General features: G+C 40.4%; 14 protein-coding genes. 8 read left to right on the forward strand and 6 right to left on the reverse strand.

Translation table 11 applies throughout. The features are described 5' to 3' along the window. Positions 1–42: 42 nt before the first annotated feature. The 3 genes from argC to rpiA all read right to left on the reverse strand — a co-directional run bounded on the left by argC (position 43) and on the right by rpiA (position 2,729). Positions 43–1,098 carry an N-acetyl-gamma-glutamyl-phosphate reductase gene (gene argC / locus AC07E5_RS04805; RefSeq protein WP_498624790.1) on the reverse strand — a complete coding sequence of 352 codons (1,056 nt, stop codon included), beginning with the start codon at positions 1,096–1,098 and terminating at the stop codon, positions 43–45. A gap of 187 nt (positions 1,099–1,285) precedes the next feature. Continuing rightward, entirely contained in the window at positions 1,286–1,966 is a 681-nt protein-coding gene (locus tag AC07E5_RS04810) for a M48 family metallopeptidase (RefSeq protein WP_180079393.1), read from the reverse strand. 91 nt (positions 1,967–2,057) lie between these two features. Further along, positions 2,058–2,729, reverse strand: a complete 672-nt coding sequence (gene rpiA, locus AC07E5_RS04815) for a ribose-5-phosphate isomerase RpiA (RefSeq protein ID WP_498624793.1) — start codon at positions 2,727–2,729, stop codon at positions 2,058–2,060. Positions 2,730–2,835: 106 nt separating this feature from the next. Between rpiA and ilvA the strand changes: the two genes are divergently transcribed. The 3 genes from ilvA (at position 2,836) to AC07E5_RS04830 (ending at position 6,497) form a co-directional block, all read left to right on the forward strand. Beyond that, positions 2,836–4,374: a threonine ammonia-lyase, biosynthetic gene (gene ilvA / locus AC07E5_RS04820; protein WP_019837302.1), complete on the forward strand. Its 1,539-nt coding sequence runs from the start codon at positions 2,836–2,838 to the stop codon at positions 4,372–4,374. 129 nt (positions 4,375–4,503) lie between these two features. Beyond that, complete coding sequence (locus tag AC07E5_RS04825; protein ID WP_004973425.1) at positions 4,504–5,160, forward strand: potassium channel family protein; 657 nt, start codon at positions 4,504–4,506, stop codon at positions 5,158–5,160. Continuing rightward, positions 5,157–6,497, forward strand: coding sequence for a TrkH family potassium uptake protein (locus AC07E5_RS04830; protein ID WP_498624795.1), 1,341 nt, complete (start codon positions 5,157–5,159; stop codon positions 6,495–6,497). The genes AC07E5_RS04825 and AC07E5_RS04830 overlap by 4 nt, the downstream gene beginning before the upstream one ends. A 92-nt stretch (positions 6,498–6,589) precedes the next feature. On the opposite strand, the gene AC07E5_RS04835 is transcribed toward AC07E5_RS04830, so the two are convergent. The 3 genes from AC07E5_RS04835 to AC07E5_RS04845 all read right to left on the reverse strand — a co-directional run bounded on the left by AC07E5_RS04835 (position 6,590) and on the right by AC07E5_RS04845 (position 11,311). After that, entirely contained in the window at positions 6,590–7,738 is a 1,149-nt protein-coding gene (locus tag AC07E5_RS04835) for a phospholipase A (protein WP_096900844.1), read from the reverse strand. A gap of 34 nt (positions 7,739–7,772) precedes the next feature. Beyond that, the gene (locus tag AC07E5_RS04840) at positions 7,773–10,712 is read right to left on the reverse strand and encodes an insulinase family protein (RefSeq protein ID WP_498624797.1); all 2,940 of its coding nucleotides are present in this window, start codon (positions 10,710–10,712) and stop codon (positions 7,773–7,775) included. 149 nt (positions 10,713–10,861) lie between these two features. Continuing rightward, positions 10,862–11,311, reverse strand: a complete 450-nt coding sequence (locus AC07E5_RS04845; protein ID WP_498624799.1) for a GNAT family N-acetyltransferase — start codon at positions 11,309–11,311, stop codon at positions 10,862–10,864. Positions 11,312–11,450: 139 nt separating this feature from the next. Here AC07E5_RS04845 and AC07E5_RS04850 point away from each other — a divergent pair, with 139 nt between their 5' ends. From AC07E5_RS04850 to AC07E5_RS04870, 5 genes are all read left to right on the forward strand, one after another. Next, on the forward strand, positions 11,451–12,455 hold the full coding sequence (locus tag AC07E5_RS04850; protein WP_004973415.1) for an adenosine kinase: 1,005 nt from the start codon (positions 11,451–11,453) through the stop codon (positions 12,453–12,455). Positions 12,456–12,469: 14 nt separating this feature from the next. Continuing rightward, positions 12,470–12,781 carry a Rieske (2Fe-2S) protein gene (locus AC07E5_RS04855; protein ID WP_180005707.1) on the forward strand — a complete coding sequence of 104 codons (312 nt, stop codon included), beginning with the start codon at positions 12,470–12,472 and terminating at the stop codon, positions 12,779–12,781. A gap of 152 nt (positions 12,782–12,933) precedes the next feature. Continuing rightward, the gene (locus tag AC07E5_RS04860; RefSeq protein ID WP_096900848.1) at positions 12,934–13,542 is read left to right on the forward strand and encodes an OB-fold-containig protein; all 609 of its coding nucleotides are present in this window, start codon (positions 12,934–12,936) and stop codon (positions 13,540–13,542) included. Positions 13,543–14,096: 554 nt separating this feature from the next. Continuing rightward, positions 14,097–14,288, forward strand: a complete 192-nt coding sequence (gene cydP / locus AC07E5_RS04865; protein WP_070155611.1) for a cytochrome oxidase putative small subunit CydP — start codon at positions 14,097–14,099, stop codon at positions 14,286–14,288. After that, the gene (locus AC07E5_RS04870) at positions 14,288–15,868 is read left to right on the forward strand and encodes a cytochrome ubiquinol oxidase subunit I (protein WP_178867410.1); all 1,581 of its coding nucleotides are present in this window, start codon (positions 14,288–14,290) and stop codon (positions 15,866–15,868) included. Before cydP ends, AC07E5_RS04870 begins: the two co-directional genes overlap by 1 nt.

Consider the following 15,868-nt stretch of genomic DNA (forward strand, 5'->3'; position numbering starts at 1 on the left):
TTAAATCGAAATCTAAATGTGTGTGAAGTTGAAAAACGTGTTTTATGGTAATAAACCAATCACCTCAAGTCCTGCGTTTTCAGCAAAACCAAACATCAGGTTCATATTTTGTACGGCTTGCCCTGCTGCACCTTTCACCAAGTTGTCTTGTGCAACCAAAAGTACCATTTTTTTTGGTTGAGGTTTATACAACGCAATACGCAACTGGTTGGCGCCACGTACTGAACGTGTTTCTGGTGAACTGTTGGCTGGCATTACATCTACAAATTGCTCATTGGCATAAAACTGCTCATACAAGCTTTGTAAATCTGCTGCATCGCCAGCATCAGTCAAATCTACATAAATAGTGCTGAGCATACCGCGAATCATCGGCACTAAATGCGGTACAAATAATATGTGATTGAACACATTTTTTTGACCCGAAATATTTTCTAGTGCTTCTACAATTTCAGGATGATGGCGATGCCCCGCAACACCATAGGCTTTAAAGTTATCTGCATTTTCAGAGTAAATCATGCCCAGACTGGCTTTACGGCCTGCACCAGATACACCTGATTTTGCATCAATAATAATGCTTTCAGGTTTCACTAAAGCTTCAGCTTGTTTAAACAATGGTGCTAAACCAAGTTGCACTGTGGTTGGATAACAACCTGGGTTACCAATCACCTGTGCGTGTTTAATTTGCTCACGGTTGAGTTCAGACAAGCCATAAACTGAATCTTTTAAAATGTCTGGGCAAGCATGTTGCATGCCATACCATTTTTCAAACTGTGCTAAATCTTGCAAACGGAAGTCTGCTGCTAAATCGACCACTTTGGTGTTGGCTGCAACAAGCTCCGCAGCATGTTGCATTGCAACGCCGTGCGGTGTAGCAAAGAACACCACATCACACTGTTTTAATTCTTCGATGTTTAAATCGGAGTAGCACAGGTCTGTGTGTCCACGCAGGCTTGGGAACATATCATCTACACGGCGACCCGCTTCTGTACGTGAAGTCAGTACATTTACTTTCACATTTGGGTGTCGTAGCAAAAGACGCAATAATTCAACGCCTGTATAACCTGTACCACCGACAATACCAACTGAAATCACGTGCATTACCTCAATTCAAAAGCATGTTTAAGCTAACGCTATAGTATGACAGGAAGTTTTGGTTTTCTGAACTGTTTTACTAGGGTTTTGGGGCTTTTCTTTATTCTGTTGATTTTATAAAAGATGATTTGGATTGTAGTCAATACGTGCAACACCTTTGCATTGTAGTCTTATCATGTGGGTGTTGGCTTTTTTATTGATACCACCACCAAGGCAAAGGCGTTGTTTTTAACTGTTTGCGATGCTGCAAATAGTGCACATCATGCCGCAGCACTTCAGCCCAAAACGCAGGACTATGATCAAAATGTCGGGTATGTGCCAACTCATGCACAGCCACATATCGCACAATTTGTTCAGGAAACAACACCAAAGCGCTATTGAGCATAATATGCTGTTGTGCACTGCAACTGCCCCAACGGGTTTTCGGTTGACGAATTGCACACTGTTTAAATGGCAAAGCAATTTCACGGCTGACTGTTTGTAAATACATCGGCAACATTTGTTTGGCATAAGCAATAACAAAGGCTTTTAAATATGCTGCAGGTTGACGGTCACTGACCCAAAGACAATGCTGTTTTAAATCTAAAATAAAACTATGTTTTTGTGTTTGATAATGAATATTTAAAGGCTCAGGCAAATTAAAAAGTGATAACTGATTTGGCAATTCACGCTGCACAAGTCCTTGCTGTGCTTGCTGTTTATGCCAAGTTTCAATCATCCACTGTTCAGATTGTTGCAAAAAATCCTGAATTTGTCGCTGAGTGCAATATTTCGGCACAGTTAAGCGAATTTGATTCGGCTCGACACGTAACCGTAAACGTGTTGCTTTTGCATGTGGTGTAATTTGAATTTCAGGTAAGTCGGATAATGTCATTGTTGTTCTTTTATTAAATCCTCCCCGACCCCTCCTTTAATAAAGGAGGAAGAAAAGCCCCCCATTAAAAACAAGGGACTTGGGAGACGAATTAAACCGCAGTACGTTCTTCAATGCCGTTATTGGTCGCTACAATTGCAATATCTGCTTTATTGATGGCAAAAATACCATTGGTCACAACACCCGGAATATCATTCAAGGTTTTTTCTAATTCCAACGCATTTAAAATATTTAAATTATAAATATCTAAAATCACGTTACCGTTATCAGTTACCACACCTTCACGGTAAGCAGGATCGCCACCTAAAGCCACAATTTTACGTGCTACCGCAGAACGAGCCATTGGAATGACCTCGATTGGCAATGGAAACTCACGTCCTAACTGCTCTACACATTTTGAATCATCGACAATACAGATAAACTTACGTGCAATAGAAGCCACAATTTTTTCACGGGTCAACGCTGCGCCGCCGCCTTTAATCATGTGCATGTGACGGTCAATTTCATCTGCACCATCAACATAAGCATCTAAACTGCCCACAGAGTTCATATCGACCACTTCAATACCAAGTTTCTTTAAGCGCTCCGCAGTCGCTTCAGAACTTGCCACAGCTGCTTCTAATTGTAATTCAGGCAATAAATCAATCAGGAAATTCACTGTACTGCCTGTACCTACCCCCAAAATCCCGCCTTTAGGCAAATGTTTTAATGCTGCTTTGGCAGCCGCTTGCTTCTTTTCATCTTGGGTAGCATACAGACTCATGACTTCACTCAACTATTTTTGACATTTATTGCCGATTTTACAGCGCAAATGTGCAGGGGTTTGTTACAATAACCCCCTATTTTAAACTGTTAGATGGAAGATTAACATGCTGTCTCGTTTGGTTCGACAAATTTTACAAGCAACGGTCTACGATGTTGCAATCGAAACCCCACTCGACGCAGCGCCACGAATTAGTGAAAAACTGAACAATAACATTCGCTTTAAACGTGAAGACTTACAACCTGTATTCTCTTTTAAATTGCGTGGTGCGTATAACCGTATTAGCCAATTACCCAAAGACCAACTTGAACGTGGTGTAATTACTGCCTCTGCAGGCAACCATGCGCAAGGTGTAGCATTGTCTGGGCAAAAACTGGGCATTCGCGCCATTATCGTTATGCCTAAAACCACGCCAGATATTAAAGTACAAGCGGTAAAACGCTTGGGTGGCGAAGTGGTATTACATGGTGACTCATTTGATGTTGCCAACAAATATGCAATTCAACGTGCCCAAGATGAAGGCATGACTTTTATTCCACCGTATGACGATGAATTGGTCATGGCAGGTCAAGGTACGATTGCCAACGAAATTTTGCGTCAATGGCGCGATGTCGAATATGTTTTCGTTGCTGTTGGTGGTGGCGGTTTAATTGCAGGTGTTGCAGCCTACTTGGGCGATGTCGCACCGCATGTCAAAGTCATTCCTGTAGAATATGATGAATCGGCTTGCTTAAAAGCGGCTTTTGAAGCCAATGAACGGGTTATTTTGCCGCAAGTGGGTTTATTTGCCGATGGTACTGCTGTCGCACAAATTGGTGAGAAACCGTTTGAAGTTTTACAACTACAAAAATCAGATCAATCAGGCCCAATTGTTGAGCGCGATGTAGTTTTGGTGAATACCGATGAAATCTGTGCGGCAATTAAAGACACCTTTGATGAAAACCGCAGCATTGTAGAACCTTCAGGTGCAATGGCTTTGGCAGGCATCAAAAAATATGTCGAGCAACACCAATTGCAAAATAAAAATATTGTGTCAATTGTCTGTGGCGCAAACATGAACTTTGACCGTTTACGCTATATTGCGGAACGTACTGAACTCGGTGAACATAAAGAAGCAATTTTTGCCGTGACCATTCCAGAAGAAAAAGGTGCGTTCCTTAACTTCTGCCGTGCGCTGCAAGGTCGTAATATCACCGAGTTTAACTACCGCGCCAGCGATGCTACTGCTGCACAAGTCTTTGTCGGCATCAGCTTAAAATCTGGTGAAAAAGAACGCCACGACATTTATGAGTTACTCAAAACCCAGTACGATGTTGATGATTTGTCGGATGATGAAGTAGCAAAACTACACATTCGTTATTTGGTCGGTGGTCATGCCGATATTGAAAATGAACGTCTATTCCGTGTGGAATTTCCAGAGCGTCCGGGTGCATTACTGACTTTCTTGGAGCGCTTAGGCCCAACCCATAACATCACCCTGTTCCATTACCGTAACCACGGTGCAGCGGAAGGCCGTGTATTGGTCGGTTTAGAAGCTTCGGATGCCAAACAGAACCCAGATGGTTTAATTGAAACTTTGGAAAAGATCACTTATCCATACCAAGAGATTACTAATAACTTGGGTTATCAGCGTTTCTTAAAATAACCGATCACACATCTCAATAAGTGCAAAAAACCGCTGATTTCAGCGGTTTTTTAGTCATATTGCTACAGTATAGAGCCCTAAAATATTTTAGAATATTGGAAGAATAATATAATTTTTCAGGATGATGTTATGGCACAATTTGCTGTCATTGGTTTAGGTAGCTTTGGTGCAACTGTGGCGACACAATTGGTCAAACTCAACCATGATGTCATTGGGATTGATAGCAATAAAAAGTTTGTAGAAAACATTGCCGATCAAATTACCCATGCGGTGATTGCCGATGCAACCGATGAACACGTTTTGGAAGAACTGAATATTCAAAATTGTGATGCAGTGGTGGTCGCCATTGGTGAAGATATTGAAGCCAGTATTTTGTGTGTCTTAAATTTAAAGAATTTGGGTATTTCTAAAATTTACGTTAAAGCCAAAAGTAAAGCGCACACCATGATTTTGACCCATTTGGGCGTAAGTAAAATTATTCACCCTGAAGAAGATATGGGCGTTCGCATCGCGCAATCACTGAGTTATCCGATGGTGAGTCGTTATATGAGCCTAAACGACAACCACTATATTGTAAAAGTAAAAATTAAAGACAACTTGCATGGCACGCGCATTCATAGTCTGATGTCACATGCACCCGAGGTTAAACTTTTACTGTTTAAACGTGCCGAAACGATTTTCTATACGCTTGAATCCAATTTAATGCTACAAACAGATGATATTTTGGTGGTTGAAGGACAACTTGAACCATTAAAACGCTTATCTAAACAATTTAAGTCAGAATGAAAAAAACAGCGAAACAACCAATCAAAACTGTCAATTTAAGCCCACCCAGTCTTTTGGCACTGGGCTTTTTAAGCTTTATTAGCATTGGCACAATCTTGCTGAAACTGCCCATTTCCCATCATGGCGAGATGAGTTGGATTAATGCCTTATTTACTGCTACATCTGCAGTGACGATCACTGGATTGTCTGTAGTGAATATTGGCGATGCTTATACCGTATTTGGGCAAATGGTCATTATGTTGTTGTTACAATGTGGTGGCTTAGGTTTTATGACTTTTGCGATTTTAGCGGTTTTAAGTTTGTCATCCAAAATTGGTTTAAAACAACAAATCATGGCGCAAGACACCATTGGGCAAACCAACCTGTCTAAAGTGTCGATGACCATTAAAAGCGTGTTGCTCTACTCATTGTTTTTTGAAGGCATTGGCACACTAATTCTAACGATCGCTTGGATGCAGGATTACCCTTTTCAAGATGCCTTTTTCTATGCTGCTTTTTATAGTGTGTCTGCATTTAATAATGGCGGCTTTTCATTATTTCCCAATAGCTTAATGAGCTTTGCAGATCAGTATTTGATTACACTTACCATTAGTATGCTCTATATTATTGGCGGTGTAGGCTTTGTGGTACTCATGGATATTAAACGAGCCAAACGCTGGAAAACACTTTCACCCAATAGCAAACTCATTCTTTCTACTATTGCAGGATTAAACCTCGTTGCATTTTTGCTGATTTGGGCCATTGAAGCCAGCAATCCGCATACCCTTGCTGCGATGAGTATTGGCGACCAAGCACTCAATGCATGGTTTCACGCTACCGTTCCTCGCTCATCAGGCTTTAATAGTCTAGATGTCGCAAGTATGCAAAATAGCTCGACCTTGCTCACCATGCTTCTGATGTTTATTGGTGGTGGTTCGCTCAGTACCGCAGGTGGCATTAAAGTGGGTACATTTATTATTGTCGTTTTAAGTGTGATCAGCTTTTTAAGACGCTCAGATGAAGTTCGTGTATTTAATCATGCCATACCTGAACGGACGACTTTTAAAGCATTGGCTGTGGTCAGCATTACAGGAATGTTGATTACAATCGGTATCTTCAGCCTACTTCTATTTGAACCTAAGCAAAATTTTTTGGATTTACTTTTTGAAGTGGTTTCTGCTGCCTGCACGGTAGGTTTATCTCGTGGTGTCACAGGCGAATTACAACCTGCTAGTTTAATTGTATTAATGCTGCTGATGTTTGCAGGACGTCTAGGGCCTCTGACCTTGGCCTATTTAATTGCCACACCACAAAAAAGCCGTCTTAAACACCCTAATGCAGATATTCAGGTTGGATAAAACAAATTACATGCGATAGAAAAATAAACGCCAATCTTCAAGATTGGCGTTTTAAATTCAGTTAAAAACGTTTTTAAATCAATGCTAGGTCATTAAAACCAATTCATTAAAGACACACCCAAACCAACATAGGTGGCGCGGTGGTTATAATCAATCAGGCTTTCACCATAACCATCAAACAATTGGAAATGACCGCGTAATTTTCCACTGATTGGGAAAACCCAGTCAAACTGTGCTGCACCGTGCGCGTCATCACCGCCTTTTAAGCTATGACGAAGCATCAAAGAAAAGTCATGCTCTTTCCAGCGATAAAATGCCAACATATCGCCACGCCCGATATAATTTTTAATTTCAGGGTTATTGTCATCGCTGCGGTCTTCTTCAATGCGATACCACGGACGTAACATCAAGGCAAAATTGTCTTTTTCAAAACCAAGATTGAAAATTACTCGATTCCAACTGCGTGATAATGGATCAGAACGACCATTGGATTGATGGTTCAACGTCACACCCAATAAACGACCATGCAGCCCCATAAGTGTATAGTTGGTGCGGAACATCAAACTGGCTTCAGGCTCATAATTGGTTTCACGAAATGGACGTGACTCATCACCATTATAAACCTGCCAACGTGATGACTGGGTATAACCTAGCCACACATCACCGTTATCACCCAACAGATTTTCTACCGCTTTGGTTTTTAAAGACAGCTGAAATTTGGTTTCCATTGAGGTCAGGTTTTGCTCCTTACCCACGGGAACGGTATTTTGCTCATTCAAGCTTTGTGGACGTTCATTTTTATCGGACGTCCAAAAAGTAGGCATCAAATACACAGGTTGATAAGCACGTAAATTCCATGTGCCTAATTTGCTATCGGGTGAAAGCTCCCAGCGCTTATCCAGTAAAGATACATTCGGATCAAGCTTTGGTACATCAAATGAAAATAAATTACTCACACCCACTGCAATTTTTTCTTTCACAGTTTCAGGTGCAGGAGCAAGTGCCTGAGCGGCTTGACGTTCGCTAATCAGCGCTGTTTTTTCTGCTTCAGGAATTTTAAACAGAGCATCGTAACACACCAAACGATCAGCATTTGACTCTAAAGCCACACAGGCTTCAGGTGTTGCAGGTGCAACTAAGCTAGCTGGGTCTTGTGCATAGGTTTTCGCCACAAACACAGTGCTGAGTGCGGCAACACTCAGCGACAGTCCTGTGCGTTCAAACAGTTTGAACGCGCTCATAAATCCCCCTAAGTTTTCGTTGTTATTTCACGTATCAGTTCACTTGTTTAATTTCAAAACCAAGTTCGAGCAATGCTTCACGTTTTGACACAGGTGCGACTACGGCTTTAGATGCTTGCTGCTGACGCAAATATTGCTCCGCAACACGTTTTAAATCGTCTAAAGTCACCGCCAATAAACGCTCACGTAATACTGTGCGGAATGCGGGTGTACGCGCGTGCAATAATGCATAACATGCAGTAATCGCTTCACCTGCAGGCGAACCTGGTTTATCCATACTAGCAATTAAACCTAAAATCGCTTCTTCTAGTTGATGCGGCAATTGCTCTGCATTAAATAACCAATCAATACTCGCTTCAAAGTCTGCGAAAGTTTCTGCCAAGCGTGGATCACGATAACTGTAAAAACGGAATGAACATGCATTGCCATCGTAGCTTGCACCGCCACCGTAAGCACCGCCTTTTTCACGGATTGCGCTGTGTAAGAAACCATTGCGCAAATATGCAGCCAATACCATCAAAGGTGCAGCATCAGGATGCGACACTTCCACCGCAGGATACGCAGCCGCACAGAATTGCACATTGGCTTGAATCAACCATGCCTGATCTTGCGTTGAATGATCTACAGGAACTTGAGTTAAAGCAGCAGGATTTTCTGCAACAATAAGTTTATCCCAAACTTCTTGAACTTCTTCGACCAAACGGTCAGATTGATGTTCTTCACATACTAACAAAAATTGCTTAGGTGCTTGCAGTAATTTATGGTGAATCAATTGCAATTCAGCAATCAATTTCTCGTACTCCGCTGCATCTTTTTCAATTTTAGCAACCAAGTCTGCCAACCAATTTAATGCGCCCAAACCTGTGTTGTTGTAATCACGCTGCGCCAAAGCACTGTGATGACGCCCTGCAATTTGCATGGCATAACTGTGCCCCGAACCCGACAAACGTGACTGCCAACGGGTTTTTCGTTGTTGTAACAGCTCGATAATGCGGTCTTTTTCATCAAAACGTAATTGCTCAAATGCTAATTTCAGCAAGCGGATGGCTTCAAGATTATTCACCAAAGACTTAGTGGTTAATGTGAGCCATGCACTGATCTGATTTTTGTCATCGACTTTAGAACGTAAAGATGCACCCATGCCCAAACCACCGCTAACTGCGGTTTGTAGCTGTTGCAATTCTAAATAGCCGTATTCACCTGCACCCACTTCGCCCATCAAAATAGACAGCAAATTAAAATATGGCGATTGTACAATTTCATCAGGAATTTGAATCAATACTTGCTGATAGTAAATTCCATTGGTTCCTGCATGATATAAATTTAAAGGATAATCAATGCGGTTACTGATAATTTCACGCAACTCACCCTGCACAATATGCAAAGCTGCAGGCACATCTTCCAAACCAACTTTTGGCAATAAATTCAAATCATCTGGCGTATCTTGACGGACTTTTAAAGCTTCCGTTTGCGCGACGATTTCTGCTTTTTGCTCATCTGTGAGTTGTGCGCCTATCTCAGCCAGACGTGCTTTTTCAAGTGCAGCATCTTTGGCCGATTTTTCTGCATCTGGAACCAAAGTCATTTGAACACGGTGCGGGTTATCAATTAAATGCGTCTGAATTAGCCGTGATAACCACATTGGATCTTTAAGTTCTTCTTTGACTTGCTCAATCGCAGTATCTACATCCCACACCTGAATTGGGTCATTGTGGTGAATTGCACTGCTTAAACCATTTAAAATCAAGCTCAACCCGTATGGCATACCATCGCCATTAATTTCACGCTGATGCAATTCAATTTGATGCAAAATTGCATCGACCAATGCCGTATCCACAGGCTGTGCAGCCACGTCTTGTAAAACTTTTAAAACGCCCGCCTGAAATTCTGCTGCATGTTCAGGGTTAGAACCTTGCACACCACAGAAGAAGGTCATTTCAAAGTTGGAATCATCCACGCCCATCAATGGCCCTGTAGATTGTGCATGCGCCCAAGTTTCCAAATAATGACGCAGTGGTGATGCAGAATTTTCAAGTAAAACACCTTCAACCAAACGCATACCTAAGCGTAATTTAATATCGCTTGCTTCAGGCAATAACCACGCCAAAACATGATAAGTTTTATCTTTCAGTTCTTCTGCATCGACTGCATAACTTTCAGTCACTGACACTGGTGCTGCTAAACGACGTTCAGGTTTCGAATATAGCGTTTCGCCCTGCTCAAATTTCGCCAAAGCCAACTGTTCAAACTGTTCTTGTAAATCGTATGCAGGCGTATTGCCAAAAGTCATAAATACCGCATTACTTGGGTGATAATGTGACTTATAAAAATCTACCAATTCTTGATAGGTTAAATCTGGAATATCTTTCGGGTCACCGCCTGAATTGTAGTGGTAAGTCGTTTCAGGGAATAAATGATAAGCCAATTGATGATAAAGCTGATCGGATGGCGAACTCATCGCACCTTTCATTTCATTAAATACCACGCCTTTATAAACAGGCTCGCCATTTTCCAGCTCAATACGAATACCTTCCTGAGCAAAATCGAGAGGATTTAAATTGGCTGCAAAAGCCGCATCCATATACACCGCAAGCAGGTTTTGGAAATCTTTTTTGTTTTGTGTTGCAAATGGATAAGCCGTCCAATCTGCCGCGGTAAATGCGTTCATAAAAGTATTCAATGAACGACGAATCATTAAAAAAAACGGGTCACGGACAGGGAATTTTTCAGAACCACACAACGCAGTATGTTCTAAAATATGTGCCTCACCTTTGGAGTCCATCGGCTGAGTGCGAAATGCGACTAAAAAAACATTTTCATCATGTTCTGTCGCTAAGTGATAATACACCGCACCTGTAACTTTATGTTTAAATTCAGACACTAAAATGTCTAAGGCTTCAACATGGTGTTGACGTACCAACTGAAACGCAGGATGTACAGTCTGGGAAATGGTTTCAGTGACATCTACAGTCATGTGATCTCCTAAAAATAAGCAAATAAAAAACTAAAGCCATTATAGCTTTAGTTCTTTAGATAATTCACGTTGAAAACCCGACTAAATTGATTGAAATTTGCAAAGTATCACCAAAATGCTGCGCTGCACTGGCTGTAGCATGAGCAAAACTAGATCAGGTATTTAAAATAACTATAGTTTGGATGATTTTCGACATACACATAATTCTGTTTTTGATAAAAATGCGCTGCCGATTTGGTATCAGTGTTTAAACACAACGCCGAAAAATTAGCACGTGCTTTTTTCTCTAAATGTTGCAAGAGCTGTTTACCTACGCCATGTTTACGATAATTTGGCAAAACATAAAAACGACGTACACGTCCAATACGACTTTCAATATCTTGCTCATTCCATTGCTGGTTTAAGCCACCACATGCAACCAATTGATCACCATCGTAAACATACAATAAAAACTCACCAGGCTGATCAAAGCGGTTTTTGCCACTTTCCCATTCTTCAATTAAACGATGGACAAAATCAAAGCCTTCCTGAGCAGCATGTTTTGCCAAAGTCTGTATTTGCGCTGGTAATTCCTGTGCTTCTTTAATTTCGATGTTCATCTAACCTTCCTGATAACTCTGCTAAACCCCTATTTTCCATCAATATCATTCATTCAACTGAATTTTATTCATGAAACTACAGCAATCCTGAGCATTGGTGTAAACTTAGCGTTTTTAATTTTGACTGTGATTTAAAGACATGGCAACTGTTGACCTTTTTGCAATTGGTAATGCATTAATTGACCAAGAATTTCAAGTCTCGGATGACTTCCTCATTCAACATAGCTTGCAAAAAGGTACTATGCAATTAACCGATGGTGAAACACAAGCAAATTTATACAACAACTTAATTAAAACACAAAGACATAAAGGCCAAGCTTCGGGTGGTTCTGCCGCAAATACCACCGTTGCATTTAGTGCTTTAGGTGGTCAAGCCTTCTATGCCTGCCGTGTTGGTAACGATGAATTGGGTGATATTTACCTCAAAGGCTTAAATGAAGCAGGTATTCACACCACAACCAAATCGGTCAGTGAAGGCGTTACAGGGACTTGTATGGTACTTGTGAGTGATGACTCTGAACGTACCATGCACACTTACTTGGGCATTACCGCAGAACTTTCTGCTACACAAATTGATTTTGAGCCACTTAAAACAGCAAAATGGCTTTATATCGAAGGTTATTTATCTACTAGTGATACTGCACGTGCTGCGGTAAAACAAGCGCGTGAAATTGCCAAAGCCAATCAGGTTAAAATTGCACTGACTTTATCTGATCCTGCCATGGTGCAATATGCGCGTGAAGGTTTGGATGAGTTACTAGATGATGGTGTGGATTTGATCTTCTGTAACCAGCAAGAAGCCATGATGTACACAGGAACGGAAACGGCTGAAGCGGCATTAGAACAACTAAAACAAAAAAGCAAATACATTGTCATTACATTGAGCGCACAAGGTGCCCTAATTTATGATGGCAACAACGCTTTTTCTGTACCAGGTCGTCAAGTCACTGCTGTTGATGCCAACGGTGCGGGTGATGCCTTTGCAGGTTCATTCCTGTATGCACTCAATGCAGGCTTAGGTTTCCAAACTGCAGCTCAACTTGCCATTCTGATTTCAAGTGAAGTGGTTTCTCAATTCGGCCCTCGTCTTGCGGTAGAAGATTACGCTAAACTTTTGCATAGCATTCAAAAGGAATCTGCATAATGAATAAAATTTGTATGATGGAAGACATTCCTGAGCGTGAAGCACGTGCCTACGAAACGCAAAATGGTGACACAATTTTTATCACCCAACGTGATGGCATGTATTACGCTTACCAAAACGTCTGCCCACACCTACAAGTGGAATTAGAATTTTTAGAAAACCAGTTCTTAGACCGTGACCAAGAATATATCGAATGCTCAACGCATGGTGCTTTATTTTTAGTTGAAACAGGTGAATGTATTTCTGGCCCATGTTTAGGTCAATCACTTGAGAAAGTTGAGATCAGCGTTCATTCAGATGGTGGGATTTACTTGATCAACGACTAACTTTTTTGCAACTTTCAGAAAGAAGCGAAAAGTTCCAAATCTTAGCTCTATACAAAACCAGATCATTTATCTATGCTCTCTAAGCAGAGTTAGATCAATGATCTGCATCTAATAACATCACCTATAAATATTTCAACACGTGAGTTTAGCGCATGCATGAGTTTTTATCTGATTTGAACTTAATGCCCTTTCATCTCAGCCTAGTTGTTTTATTGCTACTCAGCACTGTCGAAACGATTGGTTATTACTTTAATTTTCGCCCAAGTCAGTTGCTCAAACGTGCATTTTCACAACGAATTACAGAATCGCCACTTTTAGATGTTAAATTTTCTAAAGTACTGATTTTTGTTTTTTTACTGATGAATTTCAGTGTTGCAGGATATTTTTTACAGTTTTTGATTTACTCACAACAACAACATTTCGTTCCTGCTTATTACATTATTATTCCAGCGTTTATTATTGCCATCTTTTTTACAGTCTTCATGATTCACTGTTTAGACCAAGTGATTAAGCCCAAATATAGCGTGCGCCAAGTCGATTTACTCGGACGTTTAGCCACAATTTCCAGTGGTAATGCCCGTCCTGGTTTTTCTGCACAAGCACGTGTACGTGATGAGTTTGGGCAACTGCATTATGTGCAGGTTGAACCTGAATTTGGTGAACTTGAATTTCAAGCTCAAATTATTATTGTGCGCAAAAAAAGATCACACTATCTAGCTAAAAAAATTTCAGCATCAAATAACTTGTTTAGCAATCAATAAGTCATTTTTTAAGATTTAAAACCAATCACACTGACCTAAGAACGTTAAAATTTTTCACTCTATCTCAACGCAATCTGTTTATTTATAAATGATACACTTCATGTGATCTGAACAATATTTAAACAAACTTATTATGAAAAAATGCTATTTACGTTAGACTAAGCCAAAGACAAAGTACCACTACATTGTAGGGAAATAAAAAAAATGTGCGGAATCGTCATTAAACTTTAACAAATGAATGAGAATAATTATTAGCTGATAATATCTCTAATTTATTGTGGTTTTTAGATTGATTTTTATTCATAGCAATTTAGTCAGATTTGCTTTTTTAAAATATAAGTATTTTAGTCAGATTTGGAATTATTAATTACAAGTGTTCCTGTCAAGTTTAAAAAATACTAATTTCTCCCGTTTATTATCAGCAAAACACAAAAACAAACCACTGATTTATAATAAGTTAACAATATATTTTCATTTTAACTGTGCCAGCTATTTTTTTTTGTATGTTTTTGTTTAATAATATAAAACACAGTTTAAAAAATAGGCTTATAAAAGTGAGCTTAGTTCCTAAAGATTTAAATAGAAAAGTAGTTCGTGAACTCACGATCATTTTAATAATTAAGGTCGTGCTGTTAATGGTCATCAAAAATATTTGGTTTGATGCCCCAACTATTCCTCAAAATTTTGATTCACAAGTTGCTGAGCGTATTGCTGGCAGTCCTTCCTCAATCAAGGAGACACGTTGATGATTTCTGAAAGCGTGGTCGATCTCTCGCGGTTCCAATTCGCAATGACCGCGATGTATCACTTTATTTTTGTTCCACTGACTTTAGGTCTGGCTTTTATTCTTGCCATTATGGAAACCACGTATGTGATTTCTGGTAAAGAAATTTATAAAGACATGACCAAATTCTGGGGAAAACTCTTCGGTATTAACTTTGCCTTAGGGGTAACCACTGGTTTAACCATGGAGTTCCAGTTTGGTACAAACTGGGCGTATTACTCACACTACGTGGGTGATATCTTTGGTGCACCACTCGCAATTGAAGGTTTAATGGCCTTCTTCTTAGAATCGACCTTCATTGGTTTATTCTTCTTTGGATGGGATCGCCTCTCCAAAGTGCAGCACTTATGTGTAACGTGGCTGGTTGCGCTTGGTTCTAATATGTCCGCTCTCTGGATTTTAGTTGCCAACGGCTGGATGCAAAACCCAGTGGGTTCTACCTTTAACTACGAAACCATGCGTATGGAATTGGTTGACTTCGGGGCGTTAATTTTTAACCCTGTTGCGCAAGTTAAATTCGTACACACTGTTTCTGCAGGTTATGTAACGGGTGCTATTTTCGTTTTAGCGATTTCAAGTTATTACTTATTGAAAAAGCAAGACTTGCCATTTGCGCGTCGTTCATTCGCTATTGCAGCAATTTTCGGTTTAGCTTCTACTTTATCTGTAATTCTACTTGGTGATGAATCAGGTTATGAATTAGGTGATGTTCAAAAAACCAAACTCGCAGCAATTGAAGCAGAATGGGATACTCACCCTGCTCCTGCAGCGTTCACTTTATTTGGTATTCCAAACAAAGAAACGCAAACGACAGATTACGCAGTTAAAATTCCTTATGTCATGGGGATTATTGCAACGCGTTCTATCACCGAAGAAGTGACTGGTATTAAAGACCTGATCGCAAACCACGAAGTTCGTATTCGTAACGGTATGGTTGCTTATCAACAACTTGAGCAATTACGTGCGGGCGACCAATCTCCTGAACTTAAAGCTGCATTTGAGCAAACTCAAACCGATTTGGGTTATGGTTTATTGTTGAAAAAATACACGCCAAACGTAGTAGATGCGACTGACGAACAAATTAAAATGGCTGCTGCGGATACTATTCCACACGTACCAAGTTTGTTCTGGGCATTCCGTGCCATGGTAGCTTCTGGTTTCTTAATGCTGTTGTTATTCGCACTTGCAACTTTTGCAGTGGCTAAACGCAACGCAGAAAGTAAACCTTGGTTATTAAAATTTGCGTTATTCTCATTACCATTACCTTGGATTGCAGCGCAAACAGGTTGGTATGTCGCAGAAGTTGGTCGTCAACCATGGACAATTGGTGAAGTACTTCCAACACACTTGTCTGCATCTTCACTCAGCACTGGCGACGTATGGGGCTCAATCATTGCATTGGCAGCGTTCTATACCGTTTTGCTGATTATTGAAATGTACTTGATGATCAAATTCTCACGTCTAGGCCCAAGCTCGCTTCATACTGGTAAATACCACTTCGAGAAAATTGAAGCTGCGAAAAAAGCCAATGAGGAGGCTTAA

It is taken from the genome of Acinetobacter seohaensis, assembly GCF_056431365.1.